Here is a 22295-nt window from a genome sequence, read left to right on the forward strand (position 1 = left end):
GTATGGAGCTACACGCTGCCGGTGGGCACGTTTGCAGACCTGGACGCAGGCGATGTGCTGAGCTACAGCGCCCGCCTGGCCGACGGTAGCGCGCTGCCGGGCTGGCTGAGCTTTAATGCTGCGACGCATACCTTCAGCGGAACGCCCCTGAACGCCAACGTGGGCCTGCTGGCCTTGAAGGTGACGGCGACCGACACCCAGGGAGCGACTGTCAGCGGTACCTTCAATGTGACGGTGATCAATACCAATGATGCGCCGACTGTTGTGGCTTCCCTGCAGAACCAGCAGGTGAACGAAGACCAGGTTTTCAGTTATGTCGTGCCAATGGGTACGTTTGGCGATGTGGACCTGGGCGACACCCTCACGTATAACGCGAGTCGGGCCAATGGCGCGGCGTTGCCTTCATGGTTGACATTCAATGCGGCAACCCGCACGTTCAGCGGAACGCCGCTGAATGCCGATGTGGGCGTCCTGGCGCTCAAGGTCACAGCGACAGACTCGGCGGGGGCAGCAGTCAGCAGCGCTTTTAATGTGACGATTGCCAACACCAACGATTCGCCAACGGTTCTCACCGCCTTGCAGAACCAGCAGGTGAACGAAGACCAGGCATTCAGCTACGTGGTGCCGGCGAACGCTTTTGGTGATGTGGATGCAGGCGATGTGCTCACATTCAGCGCCAGCCTGGCCACTGGCGCCGCGTTGCCTGCATGGCTGTCGTTCAATGCGACAACCCGTACGTTCAGTGGCACGCCACTGAATGCCGATGTCGGTACCCTTGCGCTCAAGGTAACTGCAACCGACACGGCTGGAGCCGCGATCGGCAGTGTTTTCAACGTGACGGTTACCAATACCAATGATGCCCCCACGGTCTTGGCACCATTGCAGAACCAGCAAGCCAGCGAAACCCAGGCATTCAGTTACGTATTGCCTGTTGGTACGTTTGGTGATGTGGATGTCGGCGACAGTTTGGTTCTGAGCGCAACGCTGGCCGGTGGGGCTGCCTTGCCTTCATGGCTGACCTTCAATTCGTCAACGCGCACACTGTCCGGAACCCCACCCGACACGGCATCCGGCATTGTGAGCCTTTCGATCAAGGCGACCGATGCTGCCGGGGCTTTTGTGCTGGCAGGGTTCTCGCTTGATATTGCCAACGTGATCAACGGTACCGCTTCTGCAGAAACACTGACGGGCACAACGGGACGAGACCTGATGTACGGGCTGGACGGCAACGACACGCTCAACGCAGGCACAGGCAACGACCTGCTGGACGGTGGAGCGGGGGCGGACGTGCTCAACGGCGGCGCAGGCGACGACATCTATGTGGTGGACAACGCCGGCGACAGCGTGGTGGAGACCACCAGCACGACGACCTATGTGGACCAGGGGCACTACGCGACGGCTTACACCGACCAGGGCTACTACCGGTACTACTACTACAACGAAGGTAGCGTGGTTTATCTCTCAGCTCAGGGCTATGACGAATATGGGAACCCGATGTACACACCTGAGTGGGTATCGGTGATGGTCCCGTATACCTACTGGGCGCCGAACGTAGTGGCACAGACAGTGGTGTCGGACTCGGGCGGCGTGGACACGGTCAGTGCCTCTGTCAACTATGTGCTGGGTACGAACCAGGAGAACCTGACGTTGACCGGCAGCGCGGCGATCAATGGCACCGGCAACGCATTGAACAATGTGCTGACCGGCAACAACGCCAATAATGTACTGGCTGGAGGAGGCGGTAGCGATACCTATTTGCTGGGCAGAGGGGCGAATACCGACACCATCCAGGAGAACGACAGCACTGCGGGTAACAATGACGTTGTGAAGTTCATGCCTTCAGTGGCCGCCGACCAGATCTGGTTCCGCCAGGTCAACAACGACCTGGAGGCCAGCATCGTAGGGACAGGTGACAAATTCATCATTTCGAACTGGTACCTGGGCGCGCAATACAGGGTGGAGGAGTTCAAGACCACTGACGGAAGCAAGACGTTGTTGGCCAGCCAGGTGCAAAACCTGGTAAGTGCGATGGCTTCTTTCTCTCCGCCGACGGCAGGGCAAACTACCTTGCCTTCCAACTATTCAACCGCGCTTGCGCCGGTGATTGCCGCCAACTGGCAGTAACCGCAAGACTCCTCTTTATTAATGTCCTACATACCCGTTACCCTGAATCATTTCCGGGCTCTCAAAGCCTGGGCCGACAGTTCCGACGCCCAGGTCGACCTGGACGTCAGAACTTTTAACCTCGAGGTGAAGCTCCGCAATCGCTACTACACGCTCAAACCCAGATTTCTGTTGAATAACAATGGGCAGATGGCCTATTCGACGGAACTGGCTAAAAACGTGACAGGTTTCATCGGCTGGTTGCCTTACGACATCCTGCGATGGGATTTTGCGCAGGACAAATTGGTGTTCAAGGAGTTTCTGAAAAAGGCCGGACTCGGTTTTCCGGAAACGTGGCCCTCTATCAGCGATGCCAAAGGTGGCTTCCTGGTGAAGCAATCGACGGGGTCGTTCGGTTACCAGATTCTGGGTCCTTACCGGGATGCTGGCGAAGTGCCAAAGATCAAGTATGCGGGACCGGAGAGCCAGAATCGTGGTGTTGATTTTGCCGAGCAATTTATTGTTGGTACCAACCTGAAAGTCTGGTTCTGGGGGGCAACGGCTTTTTATGCGCACGTTCATGCCTATCCCACCGTGGTCGGCGATGGCGTATCGACCGCACAAGCACTGATCGAAGCGCGACTGGCGCGCACGGGTCAAACACTTGGCGCTGACGGAGGCAATGGGAACGTACTTTCTTCGCTTGCCTTCCAGCAGGTTCTTCCCACGCAGGTCCTGGATGTGGGGCGCGAGGTCTGGATCGACTTCCGCTACGGCCGCCATTACGCCTCTACAGCGCCTCGTGCGGAGTCGGACAACGACCTGGGCCGCGTCAATGCGCAGGTCAGGCAGCAGATTGATGCGATTGGCGTGAAAGCTGCACAGGAAAGCTTTAGTCGCTTCAAGGCACCGGTGCTCTATGCAATCGATGGCGTGGTCGACGAAGCTGGCAAGGTGTGGTGGCTGGAGATCAACTCAAATCCAATGCTTCCCCCAGAGGGATATCCGTTCGTCTTTTTGTCCCTGTTCGGTGCGGACAAGAAATCCTGATATGGCTGAGACGTCTTCCTTATCGCCTTCCCGCAGGCCGCCTGCTTTGGCGCTCAACAGAGTGCTCAATGACGCCACGCCCACGGATGTGAGGACGAGCTTTAAGGATCCCGGTCGCCTGTCTCCGATGCTTGCTGGCTCTTGCCGACTTGAGGGAATGCTGCTTGTGGTTCGCAATGCGACGCAAGATGTCGAAGTACAGGCGCCCAAAAACATGCTGGCACAGGTATTCAAACTGTGCGACGGCACGCGAACAGTCACCGAGATATTGCAGCGCTTGCCCGCGGGCTTTGATGCAGTGGAGTTCAAGCAGTTCATTGAATTTTTATTGGACCAAGGCGCGCTGATTGATGCCAATTTGGTCAGCGCGCATGCGGCGCGTTATGCGTTCCAGGGCAGCCCTTTTGGCTTGGCGGCGGATGCAGCCATTACGAACCAGATTTGCCGGAGATTCCTCTGGAATAAAGAAGGTGTGGCAGCAGGGCTTCCACCTGGCACCCGCAAGGTAACGGCGCAGCCATTGCGGGATTTTTTCGCTGAGCGTGTGTCGACGTACACCTTTGACGAAAGGGATATTTCCGAGCGCGCCCTGTTGGGCTTGCTGTGGGCAGTGGCGGGTGTGGTGAGCGTCAAGCATGAGCGCGTCGGTTATGTCACACCCAAGCGAACCATTGCTTCGGCCGGTGGAATGCAGCTCGTGCAGGTATTCGTGGCCTTGCAGAAAAACGTGGGCGCATACAAGCCTGGTGTCTACCGCGTCAGCTATCCGGATGAAGGGATGGTTGCGCTGGAACTCCTCGGTGATGGTCAACAGTTGATGCCAAGGGCGTTTTCCAAGCCCTGGGAGCTGACCTATGCCACCGGAGCCGTTTTTCTGGCGGCAGACACCCAAGTGGCGGCCATGCGGTATCGCAACCGTTCCTTGCAGTACCTCTTTATGGAAGCAGGGGCCGGTTTGCACAATGCCGGCCTGAGCGCATCGCAACTCGGCTTGGGTTTCGCGACGATAGGGGGTTATTACGAAACCATCGTCGTCAAGATGTGCCGGCTCGAGGGGGAACTGGTGCTGGGGGCGGCGATATTTGGTGCAAAGCCCACACCTGAACAGATCCGCCTGATCGATCGTTCACCCGAGCTGGAGTTCGCTTGGGTGGACAGTGATTCGGCACGCTTTGCCATGCCTTTCCACTTCGGCAGGGCCAAATTGGTCAAGTCCGACGACAACCGGCCCCACACCTGGGGCAGGGACGCCGACCCCTGGCTTGCTTTTCGCAAGGCGTCTGCGGAAGCCGTTGAGCGTGAAGGATTTCGGGAGCCCCGCCAGCTTACCTGGGGCCGGCTGGACTCTTTTCCGAACGGACTCGATCCGGCCCAGTTCGTCAAATACACCGACAAGCAATACGCAGATCCGGAATTTCCGTATGAACGCTTCGATGCCGAAGTGCCCCATCTGTGGACTGCCGGCGTTGATTTGAGGTCCGGGGAAGCGGTGCAAATTCTGGCCGAACTGGTGTTTTCGCGCGCAAGCCTGGCTTCCCATGCAAAAATCCAGCGGCGGCCTTTTTCCCAGGTGACGTCGTCAGGTTGTGCAGCAAGTACGTCACTGGACGATGCGGTTTTTCGGGCGTTATTGGAAGTCATCGAGCGCGATGCCTTTATGAGGCACTGGCTCGCCCAGTCGCCCGGCCATGTTGTAAAGCAGGCTTCCTTGTCACCGCAAATCCGCAGTCGCATTCATGCCCTTGAGCAAGCCGGCTGCAAGGTGGTGATTCAGAAACTGAATTCCCCTTGGGCCCATGTGTGCCTGGTTGCTGTCCAGAACGAAACACTTCATTTCACCACCATGGGGACTGCGGCCAGCGCGGATTTCAAGAGGGCGCTCGAGGGCGCGCTGGATGAGACGGAGGCACGGGTCTATGCGTGGATTCACGGCCATGAGCCGCAGATCACAGGGCCGGCAGACGTCACCACTACAGACCATCATTTTGAGCTGTACGGTTTGAAGCGCTACTTCAGGCGCGCCGACCATGTTCTTTTCCCGGCTACGGATGCCTCCGACGTACGTATTGCCCCGTTGCAATTCAAGACAGCCGCGCAACTGATCAAACGGTTTACGGCCCGTGGGCTGAGCCCGGTCATGGTGGATATCACACCCCGGCATTGCTTTGTCGACCAGGGCCGGACGCCACTTTCGGTGGTAAAAGTGCTGGTCCCCGGGTTGCTGCCTATTTCTTTCGGTCACCTGCGAGAACCTTTGGGAATGGTTCCTCGCGTCCATCCTGGATCAAAATTCCCGCATCCCTTTCCTTAACTTTCACAGGAGATTTCATGAAAAAAAACCAGACCCCAAAACCTCAAACCGCCAAGGGCGTTCCGTCACGTGAACAGGAGATCAATCCCGTGGGTAACACGCTAAGCACCCATAGCAAGTGGAGCGCCGTGCAACGCGTCCGTTTGCCGCACAAGGTCGGCCTGCCTCTGGGTTGTGGTGGCGGTGGCGATAACATCGAGCGCTGATCGGGCCGGGCCGGTGAGATCGCTTCGGCGTTCTCACCGCGTTCTGCGGTTTTTTTATTTCGGGGCTCACGCATGCTTTTAGGGTCGAATGTCAGAGTCTCTGACGATCTGTTTTCAGATGAATTCAAGGGCCGGTTAATCGAAACGGTTTCCTGGATGCCCATGTATTTCCTCAATCGTTGGGAGCGCTTCAAGTCCCACGAGCTGGACATGCATTGGTACTATCCCATCGCGTTCACCGAAAAGCCATTTGAGGAGGATGTAGAACCGAAATTGCTGGCGCTGGATGAAAGCCTGCGCTCAATTGTTGAATGCTGGAGTCAGGTCAAAGCCCATTTGGGGTTTCCCGTGCGTCTTTATGAATGCATGTTGAGCGCCAACACTTTCGGCACTGAGGGGCAGGTGCACCAGGACATCGTTGAAGAGGATCATCGAGCCAACCACGTGACGGTGCTCGTGTACTGCAGCAAGGAATGGAATATTGCGTGGGCAGGCGAAACACTTTTCTTTGACGAGCAGGACGAAATCACCGGTGCTGTGATGCCGAAACCCGGCCGCGTGGTGATAGCCGAAGGGGATCCGAAGCACGTTGGAAGGTCGGTATCGCGAATTTGCCCCAATGACCGGCGCGTGCTGGTCTTTAAATTCTGGCGGCTGGCGTCGGCTTAGTCGTCATGTTCACCGGTGCCGGGTGCGCTGTGCTCGCGGCAGTGGCCAAAGAAAAAGCCGGATCGGTCTGAAACCGTCTGGCTTTCGGGATGTGGTGCCCGGGGCCGGAATCGAATCGGCACGCCTTGTGACGGGGGATTTGAGTCCCCTGCGTCTACCAATTTCACCACCCGGGCCGCGAGGAGCTAAGCCTCCACACGAGCCTAGGGTGGTTCCACGGGAGACTGACCCAGTTTCCCAAGTGGATACCCATCAAAAATAATATGCACGCGCGGCGTGCCGGATGGATTCGCGGCTCTGTGCATCACCTTGTTGTCAAAGAACCAGAGCTCGCCGGGTTTCACGTTAAAGCGATTGTTGCCGGACTCCAATACATTGCGCTCGCCGCAGCTCACCACCAAGTGGTAGCGGTCTCTCTTCTCCAGGTACTCTTCGTCATCGTAGTGCCGGTAAACCTGGTGGTGGGCCGGTAGCCTGACAAGCACAACGCGACCCAAGGCCAGACCCAGTTCCTGCGCCAACAAGGTCACGAGCGCATTGGTTTTGGGGTATTTCCTGGAGAAAGCCGTCTCCTCGCTCTCGTGGACGCCATCGGCGGGAAGGTAATCTCGCTCATGCACTTTTCTGTTCCTGACCACAATAGACTGCGTGTGCCTATGGTGGTCCAGGGTCTCCTGCCTGCGGGTGTGGACGCCCCACCAGTAAGGCGCAATGCCCTTCACCTCCGCGGCAATTTCGCGCACATCCACAGTCTTCTGGAACACAAGGTATTTTTGCTCGCAAGTGTCTGCGGGCGGCATGGACTGCATCGCGCGGGACAGGCTTCTCAGCTGGCGAAAGATGCCTGCCCGTTTCCACAGGGAAAGCTCCTTCCTTTGGAGTCCCATCCGTAAAACCTCCCGCAGGCTTTCGAAATCCGAGAGTGTCCAATGCGCCATGGTGTTCAGCTGAAGCTCGCCGCCGCGGTAAAGCGCGGCCGCTGAGGCCAAGGCATCATGCAAAACCCCGGCATAGAGTTCTTGATGGTCTTTTTTCTGGGCACTCCACAACATCTCCAGATGTCCCCGCATGAAGTAAGGGTCCTGGTCCAGCAGGGTCGCCACATTCTTCAACAGCTCCGGCTCAAAAAGACTCTGGCAAAGAAGGTCTTCAAAGATGCCTCGGGAACAGTTTGCTTTTTGCATGGCAACTTGACCGTCTTGTATTGGAGATGAATAAGGGCTTGCCTGGTTTTCATGTGCGGTCCTGAGCCGGGCAAGGGTTTGAGTATATGCATGCCGCACGCCCTTGTTGCTGCTTTTCGCTGGAGATGGCGTCAAGCCCGGCGGCGAAAACTCTGACAAGCCTCGGCCGTTCACCGTGCTGAACATTCTTCAAGAGTGCTGCATATATCCAGCGGAAGGCGACCTCAAGCACGTGCACAAGTCGGCCTCGCGGATCTGCCCCGATGATCGTCGCGTACGAGTCTTCAAATGCTGGCGACTGGGCAAGGCCTGTGTGAGGCGGCGCGGGCGTCAGGCTGCAAGCGCAAACCATCCGATTGTCACCACCACGCTTATGAAAAGAAAAAGCCGGATCAGTTTGAAACCGTCCGGCTTTCGGGATGTGGTGCCCGGGGCCGGAATCGAACCGGCACGCCTTGCGGCGGGGGATTTTGAGTCCCCTGCGTCTACCAATTTCACCACCCGGGCGCAAATGAGCGAAGCCTCAAATTATGGCACAGTGTGGCCATGAACTATCCAACCATTGAAGACGCGATTGGCAAAACGCCTCTGGTCGCACTGCAACGTATTTATGCCGCCGAGAACGCCGCCCGCGGCAACGTTATCCTGGGAAAGCTCGAAGGCAACAACCCCGCCGGTTCCGTCAAAGACCGCCCGGCGCTGTCCATGATCAAGCGCGCGGAAGAGCGCGGCGACATCAAGCCGGGCGACACGCTGATTGAAGCCACTTCCGGCAACACGGGCATTGCCCTGGCCATGGCCGCGGCGATCAAGGGCTACAAGATGGTCCTGATCATGCCGGAGGACCTGAGCATTGAACGCGCCCAGACCATGAAGGCTTTTGGCGCCGAATTGATCCTGACGCCCAAAAGCGCCGGTATCGAATATTCGCGCGACCTGGCCGATCAGATGCAAAAAGAAGGCAAAGGCCGGGTGCTGGACCAGTTCGCCAACCCGGACAATCCGCGCGTCCATTACGAGACCACCGGGCCCGAAATATGGACAGATACGTCAGGCAAAGTGACACATTTTGTCAGTGCGATGGGTACAACCGGCACGATTACCGGCGTTTCTCGCTATCTGAAAGAGAAAAACCCGGCCATCAAGGTCATCGGCGCCCAGCCCAGCGAGGGCTCGCGCATTCCCGGCATCCGCAAATGGCCACAGGAGTACCTGCCCAAGATTTACGACCCCCGCCAGGTCGATGAACTGGTACTGGTGAGCCAGGCTGACGCTGAAGACATGTGCCGCCGCCTGGCGCGCGAGGAAGGTATTTTTGCCGGCATCTCGGCGGCAGGGGCGCTCTGGGTCGCGCAGGAAATAGCCAAAACCGTGAAAGACGCCGTGATCGTCTTTGTCGTATGCGACCGCGGCGACCGCTACCTGTCTACCGGCGTATTTCCGGCTTGAGCCGTTTTTAAAGCATAAAACGAGCTGTAGACCATATGCAACGGGCGCAAGCAGCTATAAAAACAATAGCGAACGATGCCGCTTAGCCCTTCTTTTTCATCTTCCTTTCTTCACCATGACCCACGAATTCAGGTTTTGCCCCAACTGCGCGACGCCGCTGGCCATGGTGTCGCAGATGGAAGACGGCGGCGAGAAGGCGCGGCTGCGTTGCCCGGCCTGCGGCTACACCCACTGGAACAACCCCACGCCCGTGCTGGCCGCCGTGATTGAATACAAGGGCCAGGTTTTGCTGGCCCGCAATGCCGCCTGGCCCGGCAAAATGTACGCGCTGATCACCGGCTTCATGGAGGCCGGGGAAACCCCCCAAGGCGGCATAGCACGCGAAATCAAGGAAGAAACCAGCCTGGACACCACCTCGCTTGATTTGATTGGCGTCTATGACTTCCAGCGCATGAACCAGATCATCATTGCCTACCACGCAGTTTGCACGGGGGATGTCAGCCTGTCGCCGGAGCTGGTGGACTACCGGCTCTACGACCTGGACAAGCTCAAATGCTGGCCTGCGGGCACTGGCTACGCGCTGGCCGACTGGCTGCGCACGCGCGGCCATGAACCTGAGTTTGTGGATTGGGCTACCGTGCTGAGCAAGGTGGAACCGGACGGCGACGGCAAGGCCGGGTAAAACCGGATATTGCCGGGTAGAAGGGGCTTTGCGCTTTGCTTAAAATCGCGGCAACCCAAGGATCTTCATGAACATCGACAAAGAACTCGACACCCGCGGCCTCAATTGCCCGCTTCCCATCCTGAAAGCCAAAAAAGCGCTGACGGAAATGCTCAGCGGCCAGCTGCTTCGAGTTGTATCAACCGACGCCGGCTCTACGCGTGATTTCCAGGCATTTGCCAAACAAACCGGCAACGAACTGGTCGAGCAGCAGGTTGCCGGTAGTGACTTTATTCACGTTTTAAAGCGCCGTTGATTCTGTAACAGGCGGTTATCAGGCTACCTGTTTGCGGCGTTCCCGGCCGGACCAGCCAATTTGCAGGTTGTCCAGGTAATTCCGGAAATACACACCCACTTCCGGGTGCTCCAGAGCCAACTCTACGGTCGCTTCCAGGAAGCCTTCCTTGCTTCCGCAGTCATAACGTTTGCCCTCGTACTGGAAGGCATACACGCTCTCCTGGCCCAGCAGGCTCGAGATCCCGTCGGTGAGCTGCAATTCGCCGCCCACGCCGGATGTCTGCTTGCGGATGTGCCCAAAAATCGCGGGGGTCAGGATGTAGCGCCCGGCCACGCCCATGCGTGAAGGTGCCACCTCAGGCGCCGGCTTTTCGACAATCCTTTTGACTTTCATGAGGCCGGTGCTGGCGCCTTCAGTGGCCACGATGCCGTAACGGCGGGTTTGATCGAGAGGGACCTCCTGCACCGCCAGGATGGATTGCTGGACCTCGGCAAATTGCGCCGCCATCTGGGCCAGCACGGGCTGGCCGCCTTTCGGGCCGACCATCAGGTCGTCGGCCAGCAACACGGCAAAAGCCTCCTGGCCCACCAGGTGCTCGGCACACAGCACGGCATGGCCGAGGCCCAGCGAGCGGGGCTGGCGCACATAGGAAAAATTCATGTCGTCCGGTTGGACTGAGCGCACCAGTGACAACAACGCGTGCTTTTGGGCTACTTCAAGTTCATTCTCTAGTTCATAAGCAGTATCGAAGTGATCTTCGATGGCCCGTTTATTGCGTCCAGTAACAAAAATCATGTGTCGGATGCCTGCGGCGTAGGCTTCTTCCACTGCGTACTGGATCAACGGCTTGTCGACCACAGGGAGCATTTCCTTGGGTTGGGCCTTGGTGGCTGGCAGAAAACGGGTGCCGAGACCAGCAACCGGGAAGAGAGCTTTATTTAATGTAAATTTTTGCATCGACTTTGACCGAATAAAAGCCTAAAGTGTTGCGTTGTTGGTACAGCGCGTGGGTCGGACAAATGCCCGAATCTGCGTGGGCACAGCACGCAATCGAGAGTTTGCAGGAAAAAGGATTGACTGAGTGGACATCTTACTTCTTGATGCGTTAGTGCCCGAAGCAATGGCCTGGCTTGAAACCCGGCATGGCGTCGCCTACCATCCAGAGCTTGCCGACGATCTGACATCGCTGCGCAAGATCGCGTACAAAACCAAAGGCATTGTTTTTCCGCGCCAGACTGTGGTCACGCGCGAGTTCCTCGATTTCCTGCCCAGGCTCAAGGCCATCGGGCGCCTGCACGTGGGAACCGACAACACCGACCTGGAGGCCTGCAAGGAGCGCGACATCAAGGTCGTGCATGCCAGCAGCGCCAACGTCCGCTCCAACGCAGAATACCTTTTGAGCAGCCTGTTGTTGCTGTACCGTCGCGGCCTTGTCTCGGCCTTGATGGGACGCCGTCATCCCACGACGCAGATGGGGCGCGAGCTTCATGGCAGCACCGTGGGCATTCTGGGCCTGGCCCCGACGGCGCACACGCTGGCCGGCATGCTGAGCGGGCTCGGCGTGCGGCTTGTCGGCTACGACCCTGCGGTTCATCACACTGCGCCCATTTGGGAGCGCCTTCGCATACAGCCTGTTTCCTTGCCAGAGCTGGTCAGCCAGTCTGATGCCGTGTCAGTGCAGATGCTGTATGCCACCCGGTTCCGGGGTTTCGTGAACGACAAACTGCTGGCGGGCTGCAAGCGCGGCCAGTTGTGGGTTGGCATCAGCCGCAGCGAATTGTTTGATGAAGGCGCATTGGCCGCTGCGCTGTGCGATGGCCGCATTGAGGCCTGCATCCTGGACGGCGCCGAAGCAAGTTTCCTGGGTGACACCTCCCCGCTCAAAGGGCTGAAGAACCTGTTTGTTACGCCGCGCCTGGGCTCCCACACACGCGAGGCACGCCTGCGCTCGAGCTGGTATGTAGCCCACCGTATGCATGAAGCTCTGGGCACGCAGCACAGCGGCATGGACCAGTTGACCAGCACCCCCATGGGTCTGGAGTCGCCGGGCAGTGTCCCGCCGTCGCAGTGGTCTGAACCCGAATTCATGACCAGATAGATGTTGGCCCCCACGGTCGCTCACTGCGTGTAGCTTCCTGCCCCCCGAGGGGGCCGCTGCGCCTGCGGCCCGGCAAAGCCGGTTCCGCGGCCCCTGCTTGAAGGGAATCTTCTTGCCGCACTACAAAAAAGCCCCGCATTGCGGGGCTTTTTACGGAGTGGCTATCGCTTATTTCAGCCGTGCCAGTTGCTCGCGGATCTTGGCCAGGGCTGCCTGGTTGTCGGCCAGGCGTTTGCGTTCCTGTTCCAGCACGGCCGGGGGCACCTTGTTGACGAAGGCTTCATTGGCGAGCTTGGTCTCGGACTTGGTGATCTCTCCTGCCAGGCGAGCCTCTTCCTTTTGCAGGCGAATCTTTTCTGCGGCCAGGTCGACTTCCATGTAAAGGCACAGGCGCGCTTCGCCGACGATGGCCACCGGTGCAGACTGCGCCGCAGCGGCCCAACTGGCTTCGTCGTCGAATACTTTCACTTCGCTGAGCTTGGCCAGGGCCTTGAGCACCGGGGCGACGCCCTGCATGAAGGCGGTGTCGCCCAGCACATAAAGCGGCATGCGGGTAGCCGGAGACACCTTCATTTCGCCGCGCAGGTTGCGGCAGGCATCCACGAGCGTCTTGAGTTTGGTGACATGCGCTTCGGCCTTTTCATCAATCTTCTCGGGCTGGCTTTGCGGGTAAGGCGCGACGCCGATGAACTTGCCTGTTTTGCCGGCGACGGGAGCCACGGTCTGCCACAGCTCTTCCGTGATGAACGGAATGACCGGATGCGCCAGGCGCAGGGTTGCTTCGAGTGTGCGGATCAGTGTGCGGCGTGTGGCGCGCTTTTGCGCATCGGTGCCGGTCTGTATCTGCACCTTGGCGATCTCGAGGTACCAGTCGCAGAACTCGTCCCAGACAAACTGGTAGATGCTGCCGGCGACGTTGTCGAGGCGGTAGTCGGCAAAGCCTTTGGCCACGTCGGCTTCCACGCGCTGCATGGTCGATGAAATCCAGCGGTCGGCCTGCGAGAAGCTCAGGTAGTTGTGGAACTCGCCGCCGGGTGCGCATTGCTCTTTGGTGTGCTCTTCCAGCCCGCAGTCCTGGCCTTCGCAGTTCATCAGCGTGAAGCGCGTGGCGTTCCAGAGCTTGTTGCAGAAGTTGCGGTAGCCCTCGCAGCGTTTGCTGTCGAAGTTGATGCTGCGGCCCAGACTGGCAAGCGAGGCGAAGGTAAAACGCAGCGCATCGGCGCCGTAGCCTGGAATGCCGGCGGGGAATTCCTTTTCGGTGTTCTTGCGCACCTGCGGCGCCGTCTCGGGCTTGCGCAGGCCTTGCGAGCGTTTTTCGAGCAGGGGCGCGAGCTCGATGCCGTCAATCAAATCGACCGGGTCCAGCACATTGCCTTCGGACTTGCTCATCTTCTTGCCCTGTGCGTCTTTAACCAAACCGTGGATGTACACGTGTCTGAAGGGCACCTGGCCGGTGAAGTGCGTGGTCATCATGATCATCCGGGCGACCCAGAAGAAGATGATGTCGTAGCCGGTGACCAGCACGCTTGATGGCAAGAAGAGGTCGAGCTCTTTCGTCTTTTCGGGCCAGCCCAATGAAGAAAAAGGAACGAGCGCCGACGAGTACCAGGTGTCGAGTACGTCTTCATCGCGCGTGAGTTTTTTACCGGGGGCCTGGGCCTGTGCTGCTGCCTCGTTTTCAGCGACATAGACCTTGCCGTCTTCGTCATACCAGGCCGGGATCTGGTGGCCCCACCAGAGCTGGCGCGAAATGCACCAGTCCTGGATATTGTTCATCCACTGGTTGTAGGTGTTCACCCACTGCTCGGGCACGAACTTCACGTCGCCGCTGGCCACCGCATCGCGCGCCTTTTGCGAAATGGATTTTCCGGTCGGGTCCTGCTCACTCACCTTGCTGAGCGCCACAAACCACTGGTCGGTCAGCATGGGTTCGACCACTGCACCGGTGCGCGCGCACACCGGCACCATGTTTTTGTGCGGCACGGCTTTTTCGAGGAAGCCTTGCTCTTCGAGGTCTTTCAGCACGGCTTTGCGGCAGTCATAACGGTCCAGGCCCTGGTATTGGGCGGGCCCGTTTTCGTTGATCTTCGCGTCCAGGGTGAAGATGGTGATCAGCGGCAGGTTGTGGCGCAGGGCGACCTGGTAGTCGTTGAAGTCGTGCGCGCCGGTGATCTTCACCACGCCGCTGCCGAATTCGGGGTCAACGTAGTCATCGGTGATCACCGGAATTTTCCGGTCGCACAGCGGCAGGTCGACCATCTTGCCGACCAGGTGCTTGTAGCGCTCGTCGTCCGGGTGCACCGCCAGCGCACCGTCGGCCAGCATGGTTTCGGGCCGTGTGGTGGCAATGTGCATGCCGCGCAGCGCCGAGCCGTCAGCGGCTTTCTGCGGGCCGTCGCTGAAGGGGTACTCGATGTGCCACATGAAGCTGTCGCGCTCTTCGTTCTCGACTTCCAGGTCGGACACGGCGGATTTGAGGATCGGGTCCCAGTTCACCAGGCGCTTGCCGCGATAAATCAGGCCCTGCTTGTAAAGCTGCACAAAGGTCGAGGTGACGACCGTCGACATCTTCGGGTCCATGGTGAAGTACTCGTGCTTCCAGGCCACAGAGTCGCCCATGCGGCGCATCTGGCGCGTGATGGTGGTGCCGGACTCTTCCTTCCATTCCCACACTTTGGCGACGAAATTTTTGCGGCCCAGGTCGTGGCGGCTTTTACCCTCGCCCTGAAGCTTGCGCTCCACCACGATCTGCGTGGCGATGCCGGCATGGTCGGTGCCGGGCACCCACAGCGTGTTGTGGCCGCGCATGCGGTGGTACCGCGTGAGCGAATCCATGATGGTCTGGTTGAAGGCATGGCCCATGTGCAGCGTGCCCGTCACGTTGGGCGGCGGCAGCTGGATGGAGAACGAGGGTTTGGACGCATCCAGCGTAGGCTCGTACTGGCCGCTTTGCTCCCATTCGGGGCCCCAGCGGCTTTCAATCGCGGCCGGCTCGAAGGACTTGGCCAGGCCGTCCAGCCCCGGCGTGGCGACTTTCACGGCCTCAGCGGCTGTGTTGGCGGTATCTGCAGGGGTGGCAAGGGTGGGGGCGGCAGCGTTGGTCATGGGGCAATGAAAAACGGCATCGAAGGGATGCCGCCTTGGGTTGGGTGAAACTCCGCTGATTTTATTCGACTGGGGCTGGCCGCTGCGGCTTGCCGGCCGTTGGCCCTGCAGTGCTCAGGCCTGGCGGGCCGCGGCCACGCAAGCCTGCAATACCGCGGTGTCGCCCAGCTGGTTGGCCATCAGCAGGATCAGCCGGGCGTTGAGCAGCTCGGATTCCTCCCGGGAGAGGCCCTGGTGGGCGTCCAGCAGGCATTCGTAAAACGCGTCTGCGTTCTGGAAATGCACTCGTGTGATCAGGGGGGTGTCTGGCTTCATCATGATGCATCCCTTGTTTCGTGGCCGGCGCCCGCACCCATGGCGCTTGCGACGGCGTGGACCACCGAGGCATCCGTACTTTCGCCCGTTGCGGCGACGTGTCCGTCGGGCCGCAGCAGCGCCCAGGCATGGCCAAAAACATGGCAGGTCGCCTGCAGATGGCCTTCGCGGTCGATCACGTGCTCCCTTGCGGCGGCTTTCTCGCCGGGCCCCAGCACTTGCACGCAGCGCACGTCCGCTTCCCTGGAAAGCGCCGCCAGCCGCGCCAGCCCGGCGCCGGATACATCGCCAAACACCAGCAGCAGCAGGCGCCCATGAGCCCACGTCAACAAGTCCAGCAGCTCGCCTGAGCTGCCATCGGCCCAGGAGAAGCCCGCGTTCTGCGTGGCCCGCCCGCCCGCAGGCCCGCAGACGCCAGACCGCGTGTAGTGGTTGGGCGTCGACATGCGCCCGGTGTTCACCAGCTGCCGGGCAAACAGGTGTTCACGCGCCAGCCCCAATGCCGCCGTGCGAAACAGCCGCTCCGCGCCGTCGGCCGGCCGCAAAAAGCGCGCGGTGCGGTTGGTGACCAGCACGTTGTGCTTCGCCGCCTCATGCCTTTCGTGGTGATAGCTGTCGAGCAATGCGGGTGCGGCGCGGCCTTGCAGCACAGCGGCCAGCTTCCACGCCAGGTTGTCGGCGTCCTGCACGCCCGAGTTGCCGCCGCGTGCGCCGAAGGGGCTCATCACATGGGCTGCGTCACCGGCAAAGAACACGCGGCCATGGCGCAGGTTGTCGAGGCATTCGCTGCGGTAGGCATAGGGGCCGACCCAGACGATCTCGTAGTCGGCATCGTCCAGCGCCTGACCGGCCTGGCTTTTGAACTGCGCCTTCAGGCGTGCGCGCACCACGTCTTCGCGGCTGACTTCTTCGGGGTTGGCGTGCGGCGGCATCTGGTAGTCGATGCGCCAGACGCCGTCGGCCATCAGGTGCTGCCATACGGCGCGCCCTTCGTTAAAAGGCGCTTCGATCCAGGTGTGGCGCTCCACCGGCGGCGGGTTTTTAAAGCGCACGTCGGCAATGCACCAGCGGTCGTCGCCTTTTTGCGCTGTGACTGCCGCGCCGCACCAGGCGCGAAACGGGCTGCGCGATCCGCTGCAGTCGATGACATGGTCGGCCTCCAGGGAATACGAACCGGCGGGCGTTTCAAGCTGCAGCGTCGCGAAGTCGTCGTTTTGCTCGAAGGCCGTGACGCGGTGGCTCCAGCGGAGATCAATGAGGCGGTCCTCAGGCGCGGGTCGGTAGAGCTGCTCCACCAGGAAACCCTCGACATAAAACTGCTGGATATTGATAAAGGGCGGTTGCCGGCTCAGTGAATGCGTCTGCTGCTGGCGCAGGTCAAACGAATACACCTCGTCGGCGCCCGCGAAGGTGCGGCCCACGCTCCACTGCACGCCTTTGGCGGCAATGCGCTCGTAAATGCCCAGGCGCTTGAAGATTTCCAGGGTTTTCTGGGCATAACAAATGCCGCGCGACGACGCGCCCTTCACGCCCACGGTGTTGTCTTCGTCCAGCAGCAAAGCCTTGATGCCGTACTGCGCCAGCGCGCAGGCCAGTGTCAGACCGGTGATGCCGCCGCCCACGATGACGACACCGTGCCGTTTGGCCTCGTCTGTTTGCAGCTCGGGCGGTTCCACGAACGGGTATTCGGGCAGGGTGTAGCCCGTGCCCTGGGCAAATTCATAGCCGTTGGTGAACGCTGCCGCCAGTGTGGCCGCAGCGGCGCTGCCTTTTGTGCTTGTCTCCGGCATGGATTGTTCCTGCGTCTTACGTGTTTCGGCTGTTTTAGCCATACTGGACGGGCGCGAGCAGCTATCAAAAAAATAGCAACTGCGGGACGCCGGCATGCACTTTTCCCAGAGGCCCGGTGCCGTCGGCAGCTCTGACCGTATTGTTTACCTATCCGTAATAAATTTACCATAACGTAATTAAAACGATGATTTTCTGCCGCACGTCGCTGGCTATGGTTGCCCCTTCCTATAGTTGCCTCTTATTTAATTTGTTAAATTTATTGATGGTATTAATTTGATAGTTTTTATCAATGTCGTGCATTGATTCCGGCAATTAGACGAATCCCTCCAACAGGTCTATGGTGTTTACGGCCTGTTGAAGCTATTTATGCAAATGCGAGTGGCGGCTTTCTCACCCCACTCCCTCCGGGTTGCGATCAAAAAGGCCTTGCGCGGCGTTGCAAAACCTTGACGGGGTTCACCCCGCCTGCGCTTTGCGCCTTGCTCAAAGCCTTTTTGACTCGCAACGCATCTTGCATAAATAGCTTTAACAGGCCTTAGTCTTCGGTCCTGCGCCAGAAGTCGGGCGTGGGTTTGAAGCATTGGCGATTTGTTCGTTCATCAACCCACGAAGGAGATTTCCATGGCTGCTCTAAAAGGCTCCAGGACGGAAGAGAACCTGAAAGCCGCATTTGCCGGCGAATCACAGGCCAACCGCCGCTACCTGTATTTCGCGAACAAGGCCGACGTTGAGGGCCAGCCCGATGTCGCGGCGCTGTTCCGCTCCACTGCGGAAGGTGAAACCGGCCACGCCCACGGCCACCTCGAATGGCTGGAACAGTGCGGCGACCCCGCGACCGGCCTGCCGTTTGGCGCCACGCGCGACAACCTCAAGTCTGCTGTGGCCGGCGAAACGCACGAGTACACCGACATGTACCCCGGCATGGCCAAAACCGCGCGCGACGAAGGCCATGATGAAGTGGCCGACTGGTTTGAAACCCTGGCAAAAGCCGAACGCTCACACGCGAATCGCTATACCAAGGCCTTGGCTGAACTGGTTGACTGATTGATCCCTCGCTGCGCCGCCAAGGCGTGGCGGGTTTTGGAAAAGATTCCGCACGAGAGTCTTTTCTCAAACCCCACCTGAGATTCAAAAAGAAGAGGCAAGCATGGCCACAGAAGGCAACCTCCAGGCGCCCACGCGCCACGCGATCGACTGGAAAAATCCGGACTTCTACAACGAGGACGCGGCCCTGCACGAGATGGAGCGCATCTTCGACATCTGCCATGGGTGCCGCCGCTGTGTCAGCCTGTGCGGTGCCTTTCCCACACTGTTTGACCTGGTTGACGAAAGCAAGACCGGCGAGGTTGATGGTGTGGACAAGAAGGACTACATGAAAGTGGTCGACCAGTGCTACATGTGCGACCTCTGCTACATGACCAAGTGCCCCTATGTGCCGCCGCACGAGTTCAACCTCGACTTCCCCCACACCATGCTGCGCGCCAAAGCCATCAAGTTCAAGAAGGGCGAGGTGGGCGCGGGGGAGAAGTTTTTGTCGTCCACCGACGTGCACGGCCAGTTCGCCGGCATTCCCATCGTGGTCCAGGTGGCCAACGCGGTCAACAAAACCAAACCGGCCCGCGCTGTGATGCAAAAGGTGCTGGGCGTCGACAAAAACGCCTGGCTGCCCGACCTGGCCACGAAAAAATTTCGCTCAGGCGCGCTTGAGTCGCCACCGCATGCGGTGAAAGACGGCGCCAAGACGCCCGGCAAGGTGGTGATCTATTCCACCTGCTACATCAACTACAACGAGCCCGGCATAGGCCACGACCTGCTCAAGGTGCTGGACCACAACGAAGTGCCCTATGTGCTGGTCGAAAAAGAGAAATGCTGTGGCATGCCCAAGCTGGAGTTGGGCGATCTGGCCTCGGTGAACACCAGCAAGGAGGCCAACATCCCGGTGCTGGTGAAATACGCCAAAGAGGGCTACGCCATCCTGAGCGCCGTACCCAGCTGTACGCTGATGTTCAAGCAGGAGCTGCCGCTGATGTACCCCGACGACGCCGACGTGCAGCTCGTCAAGGAGAATATGTGGGATCCGTTTGAATACCTGATGGCCCGCAAGCGCGACGGCCTGCTCAAGACGGAGTTCAGCGTGCCGCTGGGCAAGATCAGCTACCAGATTCCCTGCCACGGCCGGGTGCAGAACATCGGCAAAAAAACCGAAGAGATGCTCAAGATGGTGCCCGGCACCAGCGTGCACACGCACGAGCGCTGCTCGGGCCACGCCGGCACCTTTGGCGTGAAGGTGCCCTACCACCAGCAGGCCATGAAGATCGGCAAGCCGCTCTTTAAAGCCATGGCCAGCCACAAAGACGGCGGCCTGCCTGACGTCATCAGCAGCGACTGCCCGCTGGGTGGCCACCACATTGCCCAGGGCTTTGACGTGAACAGCCTGGGCGCGCCGCCGCAGAAGCACCCGCTCACTCTGATACGCACGGCCTACGGTCTGAAATGAGATCACACCATGAAGACCACCGGAAAGATCACCCGCGAATCCCTCATGACGTTGGAGGCCTACAGCAAATACCGCAAGGAAAACAAGCCCGCCATCATCGCCCACCGCAAGCTGCGCAGCGTGCGTCTGGGCGAACATATCAACCTCCAGTTTGAAAGCGAAACCAGCATCCGCTACCAGATCCAGGAGATGCTGCGCGTCGAGAAAATCTTTGAAGAGGAGGGCATAGAGCAGGAGATCGAAGCCTACGCGCCCCTTATGCCCGACGGTAGCAACTGGAAGGGCACGCTGATGCTGGAGTACCCCGATGTCAACGAACGCAAGCGCGAACTGGCCCGGTTGATCGGTGTGGAAGACCGCATGTTCGTCGAAGTCGAAGGCCACAAGCGTGTTTACGCCATTGCTGACGAAGACATGGACCGCGAAAACGACGAGAAGACCTCGGCCGTGCACTTTGTGCGCTTTGAGCTGGACCCGGCCATGTGCGCGGCCGTCAAGGCAGGCGCCAGTGTCAAGCTCGGCTGCGACCACACGTATTACCCGGCGCATACAACGATTGCAGCGGAAACGCTCGCCTCTTTGGCCAGCGATCTGCAGTAGTTGAAGGTTCATGGCCGTGGCGCCATCCTCCTGTCGTAAAGTGGGGGTTTCGCCTTACTTGCCTTACCCCTACGACTCAAAGCATGCTGTTTCTCATCTCGCCGGCCAAATCCCTGGACTACGACACGCCGCCGCACGTCGCGACCCACACCCAACCCCTCTTCACCCGCCAGTCGGCCCAGTTGATTGACGTGCTCAAAACACGGACCCCGCAGCAGATCAGCGAACTGATGAAGCTGTCAGATTCGCTCGCAGGCCTGAATGTCGCGCGCTACCAGGCCTGGTCGCCGAAATTCACCGCGAAGAATTCCAAACAGGCCGCGCTGGCATTTGACGGCGATGTGTATGGCGGCCTCGATGCAAAAACGCTAGGCGACGCACAACTCGCCTGGGCGCAGGACCATGTCTGCATCCTGAGCGGCCTTTACGGGGTGCTGCGCCCGCTGGACCGCATGCAGCCCTACCGGCTTGAAATGGGCACGCCGCTGGCCACGCCCCAAGGCAAAAATCTCTATCAGTTCTGGGGTTCGCAAATCTCCGCCTATCTGAACGAGCGCGCGGCCGCCCACACCACACCGGTCATCGTCAATCTCGCCAGCGAGGAATACTTCAAGGCCGTGGACCGCAAGGCGCTCAAGGCGCGTGTGGTGAGCTGCGTGTTTGAAGAATACAAAGCCGGCAAGTACAAGGTCATCAGTTTTTTTGCCAAGCGCGCCCGTGGTCTCATGGTGCGCCATGCGATTGAAAAGAAGCTGTCTACCGTCAAGAAGCTCGAGAGCTTTGACGTCGAAGGCTACCGCTTTGATCCCAAAGTGTCCGAACCCGACCGGCTGGTGTTCCGCCGCAAACAGGCCGCCTGAGCGGCCCAGCCCCGCATGAGCACGCCCGCCCGCACCGATCAGCAGCTCACGCCGGAAGTGCTGGCGTGGATGACGGCGCAGGCAAACCTCGGCCATTCCAGAGACGAGATTTTTAACGCCATGCTGGCAGCTGGCTGGAACCGCGACGCTGCCACGCGGGCGGTGCGCCTGACGCCCGAAGATCTCGCCGCAGTGGTTGTGCCTGCGCTGGCTTTGCCGGTCACCAACAACATGGTCGATGCCGGCGACAAGTGGGTGGAAATACTTTTTTTCGCCCAGGTGCCCAATGTCATCGTACTGGGCAACCTGCTGGGCCCGAGTGAATGCGAGGCGCTGATGGAGGCCGCCCGGCCGCGTCTGGTGCGTTCGCTGACGGTAGACACCAAGACCGGCGGCGAAGAACTCAACCCTGACCGTACCAGCGAGGGCATGTTTTTCAGGCGCGCTGAAAACGCCGTGGTGCGCCAGGTGGAGGCACGTATTGCCAGAATCTTCGGCTGGCCGCAGGAAAACGGCGAAGGGCTGCAGGTGCTCCACTACGGGCCTGGCACTGAATACAAGCCGCACTACGACTACTTTGACCCGACCGAACCCGGCACGCCCGCCATACTGCAGCGCGGCGGCCAGCGGGTGGCGACGCTCATCATGTACCTGCATGAGCCCGAGGAAGGCGGCGCCACGGTGTTCCCGGATATCGAGGTCCGAGTGGCGCCGCGGCGCGGCAATGCGGTGTTTTTCAGTTATCCGCAAGCGCTGCCTTCCAGCCTCACGCTGCATGGCGGCGAGCCGGTTACCACTGGCGAGAAATGGATTGCCACCAAATGGCTACGAGAAAGAGAATTCGTGTAACACCCCTGTCCAGGCTCACTTCGTGTAGCCTCCTCTCCCCTTGCAGGAGACGGCGCCAGCGACCTGGCAAAGCCAGTTCCGCGGAGAAATAGTTTCACCCCCGTCCAGGCTCACTTCGTGTAGCCCGTTCCCCCTTAAGGAGACGGCGCCAGCGGCCTGGCAAAGCCAGTTCCGCGGCCCCTGCTTGCGGGTGAGCCTGCGTGACGCATGGGGGACGAGGTGATTGACGCGATTCGGGGAGTGCAGACC

The 22295-nt window shown here is 59.6% G+C and carries 19 protein-coding genes and 2 tRNA genes; 14 read left to right on the forward strand and 7 right to left on the reverse strand.

What is annotated here, in order from left to right; genetic code table 11:
- From AC1DYQ_RS18280 to AC1DYQ_RS18300, 5 genes are all read left to right on the forward strand, one after another.
- Positions 1-2124, forward strand: a 2124-nt coding sequence (locus tag AC1DYQ_RS18280; RefSeq protein WP_477687976.1) for a putative Ig domain-containing protein, incomplete at its 5' end; no start/stop codon positions are given.
- Between the two features lie 21 nt (positions 2125-2145).
- A complete protein-coding gene (locus AC1DYQ_RS18285; RefSeq protein ID WP_477687977.1) occupies positions 2146-3153 on the forward strand; it encodes a hypothetical protein in 1008 nt (335 codons plus the stop codon).
- A 1-nt stretch (position 3154) separates the two neighbouring features.
- On the forward strand, positions 3155-5464 hold the full coding sequence (locus AC1DYQ_RS18290) for a YcaO-like family protein (protein ID WP_477687978.1): 2310 nt from the start codon (positions 3155-3157) through the stop codon (positions 5462-5464).
- A gap of 17 nt (positions 5465-5481) precedes the next feature.
- Positions 5482-5670, forward strand: a complete 189-nt coding sequence (locus AC1DYQ_RS18295; RefSeq protein ID WP_477687979.1) for a hypothetical protein — start codon at positions 5482-5484, stop codon at positions 5668-5670.
- Between the two features lie 72 nt (positions 5671-5742).
- Entirely contained in the window at positions 5743-6339 is a 597-nt protein-coding gene (locus AC1DYQ_RS18300; protein ID WP_477687980.1) for a 2OG-Fe(II) oxygenase, read from the forward strand.
- Positions 6340-6431: 92 nt separating this feature from the next.
- Here AC1DYQ_RS18300 and AC1DYQ_RS18305 read toward each other — a convergent pair.
- From AC1DYQ_RS18305 to AC1DYQ_RS18315, 3 genes are all read right to left on the reverse strand, one after another.
- Positions 6432-6515, reverse strand: a tRNA-OTHER gene (locus AC1DYQ_RS18305).
- 27 nt (positions 6516-6542) lie between these two features.
- The gene (locus AC1DYQ_RS18310) at positions 6543-7523 is read right to left on the reverse strand and encodes an aspartyl/asparaginyl beta-hydroxylase domain-containing protein (RefSeq protein ID WP_477687981.1); all 981 of its coding nucleotides are present in this window, start codon (positions 7521-7523) and stop codon (positions 6543-6545) included.
- A gap of 422 nt (positions 7524-7945) precedes the next feature.
- Positions 7946-8030: transfer RNA gene (locus AC1DYQ_RS18315), tRNA-Leu, on the reverse strand.
- A gap of 39 nt (positions 8031-8069) precedes the next feature.
- Here AC1DYQ_RS18315 and cysM point away from each other — a divergent pair.
- The 3 genes from cysM to AC1DYQ_RS18330 all read left to right on the forward strand — a co-directional run bounded on the left by cysM (position 8070) and on the right by AC1DYQ_RS18330 (position 9949).
- Entirely contained in the window at positions 8070-8972 is a 903-nt protein-coding gene (gene cysM, locus AC1DYQ_RS18320; protein ID WP_477687982.1) for a cysteine synthase CysM, read from the forward strand.
- A 115-nt stretch (positions 8973-9087) separates the two neighbouring features.
- Positions 9088-9654, forward strand: a complete 567-nt coding sequence (locus AC1DYQ_RS18325; protein WP_477687983.1) for an NUDIX hydrolase — start codon at positions 9088-9090, stop codon at positions 9652-9654.
- Positions 9655-9721: 67 nt separating this feature from the next.
- On the forward strand, positions 9722-9949 hold the full coding sequence (locus AC1DYQ_RS18330; protein ID WP_007867181.1) for a sulfurtransferase TusA family protein: 228 nt from the start codon (positions 9722-9724) through the stop codon (positions 9947-9949).
- 18 nt (positions 9950-9967) lie between these two features.
- On the opposite strand, the gene galU is transcribed toward AC1DYQ_RS18330, so the two are convergent.
- Positions 9968-10888: a UTP--glucose-1-phosphate uridylyltransferase GalU gene (gene galU, locus AC1DYQ_RS18335; protein WP_477687984.1), complete on the reverse strand. Its 921-nt coding sequence runs from the start codon at positions 10886-10888 to the stop codon at positions 9968-9970.
- Between the two features lie 124 nt (positions 10889-11012).
- On the opposite strand from galU, the gene AC1DYQ_RS18340 reads away from it, so the two are divergent.
- Complete coding sequence (locus AC1DYQ_RS18340; RefSeq protein ID WP_477687985.1) at positions 11013-12029, forward strand: NAD(P)-dependent oxidoreductase; 1017 nt, start codon at positions 11013-11015, stop codon at positions 12027-12029.
- Positions 12030-12197: 168 nt separating this feature from the next.
- Here AC1DYQ_RS18340 and AC1DYQ_RS18345 read toward each other — a convergent pair whose 3' ends face one another.
- The 3 genes from AC1DYQ_RS18345 to AC1DYQ_RS18355 form a co-directional block, all read right to left on the reverse strand.
- Positions 12198-15134 (reverse strand): valine--tRNA ligase, encoded by a 2937-nt coding sequence (locus AC1DYQ_RS18345; protein WP_477687986.1) that lies wholly within the window; start codon positions 15132-15134, stop codon positions 12198-12200.
- Positions 15135-15248: 114 nt separating this feature from the next.
- Complete coding sequence (locus tag AC1DYQ_RS18350; protein ID WP_477688112.1) at positions 15249-15449, reverse strand: DUF2783 domain-containing protein; 201 nt, start codon at positions 15447-15449, stop codon at positions 15249-15251.
- Positions 15449-17239, reverse strand: a complete 1791-nt coding sequence (locus AC1DYQ_RS18355; RefSeq protein ID WP_477687987.1) for an FAD-dependent oxidoreductase — start codon at positions 17237-17239, stop codon at positions 15449-15451. Before AC1DYQ_RS18355 ends, AC1DYQ_RS18350 begins: the two co-directional genes overlap by 1 nt.
- A gap of 622 nt (positions 17240-17861) precedes the next feature.
- Between AC1DYQ_RS18355 and AC1DYQ_RS18360 the strand changes: the two genes are divergently transcribed.
- From AC1DYQ_RS18360 to AC1DYQ_RS18380, 5 genes are all read left to right on the forward strand, one after another.
- Entirely contained in the window at positions 17862-18284 is a 423-nt protein-coding gene (locus AC1DYQ_RS18360) for a rubrerythrin family protein (protein ID WP_477647317.1), read from the forward strand.
- A gap of 103 nt (positions 18285-18387) precedes the next feature.
- On the forward strand, positions 18388-19737 hold the full coding sequence (locus AC1DYQ_RS18365) for a (Fe-S)-binding protein (protein WP_477687988.1): 1350 nt from the start codon (positions 18388-18390) through the stop codon (positions 19735-19737).
- 9 nt (positions 19738-19746) lie between these two features.
- Positions 19747-20337 (forward strand): DUF3501 family protein, encoded by a 591-nt coding sequence (locus AC1DYQ_RS18370; RefSeq protein ID WP_477687989.1) that lies wholly within the window; start codon positions 19747-19749, stop codon positions 20335-20337.
- A gap of 83 nt (positions 20338-20420) precedes the next feature.
- Complete coding sequence (gene yaaA / locus AC1DYQ_RS18375; protein WP_477687990.1) at positions 20421-21197, forward strand: peroxide stress protein YaaA; 777 nt, start codon at positions 20421-20423, stop codon at positions 21195-21197.
- A 15-nt stretch (positions 21198-21212) separates the two neighbouring features.
- Positions 21213-22046: a 2OG-Fe(II) oxygenase gene (locus AC1DYQ_RS18380; RefSeq protein WP_477687991.1), complete on the forward strand. Its 834-nt coding sequence runs from the start codon at positions 21213-21215 to the stop codon at positions 22044-22046.
- The last annotated feature ends 249 nt before the right edge of the window (positions 22047-22295 follow it).

Source organism: Polaromonas sp. P1_F4 (assembly GCF_056405675.1).

Coding starts and splice junctions, on each gene's coding strand:
- AC1DYQ_RS18285 (WP_477687977.1), top strand. CDS start 2,146: ATGTCCTACATACCCGTTACCCTGAATCATTTCCGGGCTCTCAAAGCC.
- AC1DYQ_RS18290 (WP_477687978.1), top strand. CDS start 3,155: ATGGCTGAGACGTCTTCCTTATCGCCTTCCCGCAGGCCGCCTGCTTTG.
- AC1DYQ_RS18295 (WP_477687979.1), top strand. CDS start 5,482: ATGAAAAAAAACCAGACCCCAAAACCTCAAACCGCCAAGGGCGTTCCG.
- AC1DYQ_RS18300 (WP_477687980.1), top strand. CDS start 5,743: ATGCTTTTAGGGTCGAATGTCAGAGTCTCTGACGATCTGTTTTCAGAT.
- AC1DYQ_RS18310 (WP_477687981.1), bottom strand. CDS start 7,523: ATGCAAAAAGCAAACTGTTCCCGAGGCATCTTTGAAGACCTTCTTTGC.
- cysM (WP_477687982.1), top strand. CDS start 8,070: ATGAACTATCCAACCATTGAAGACGCGATTGGCAAAACGCCTCTGGTC.
- AC1DYQ_RS18325 (WP_477687983.1), top strand. CDS start 9,088: ATGACCCACGAATTCAGGTTTTGCCCCAACTGCGCGACGCCGCTGGCC.
- AC1DYQ_RS18330 (WP_007867181.1), top strand. CDS start 9,722: ATGAACATCGACAAAGAACTCGACACCCGCGGCCTCAATTGCCCGCTT.
- galU (WP_477687984.1), bottom strand. CDS start 10,888: ATGCAAAAATTTACATTAAATAAAGCTCTCTTCCCGGTTGCTGGTCTC.
- AC1DYQ_RS18345 (WP_477687986.1), bottom strand. CDS start 15,134: ATGACCAACGCTGCCGCCCCCACCCTTGCCACCCCTGCAGATACCGCC.
- AC1DYQ_RS18350 (WP_477688112.1), bottom strand. CDS start 15,449: ATGAAGCCAGACACCCCCCTGATCACACGAGTGCATTTCCAGAACGCA.
- AC1DYQ_RS18355 (WP_477687987.1), bottom strand. CDS start 17,239: ATGCCGGAGACAAGCACAAAAGGCAGCGCCGCTGCGGCCACACTGGCG.
- AC1DYQ_RS18360 (WP_477647317.1), top strand. CDS start 17,862: ATGGCTGCTCTAAAAGGCTCCAGGACGGAAGAGAACCTGAAAGCCGCA.
- AC1DYQ_RS18365 (WP_477687988.1), top strand. CDS start 18,388: ATGGCCACAGAAGGCAACCTCCAGGCGCCCACGCGCCACGCGATCGAC.
- AC1DYQ_RS18370 (WP_477687989.1), top strand. CDS start 19,747: ATGAAGACCACCGGAAAGATCACCCGCGAATCCCTCATGACGTTGGAG.
- yaaA (WP_477687990.1), top strand. CDS start 20,421: ATGCTGTTTCTCATCTCGCCGGCCAAATCCCTGGACTACGACACGCCG.
- AC1DYQ_RS18380 (WP_477687991.1), top strand. CDS start 21,213: ATGAGCACGCCCGCCCGCACCGATCAGCAGCTCACGCCGGAAGTGCTG.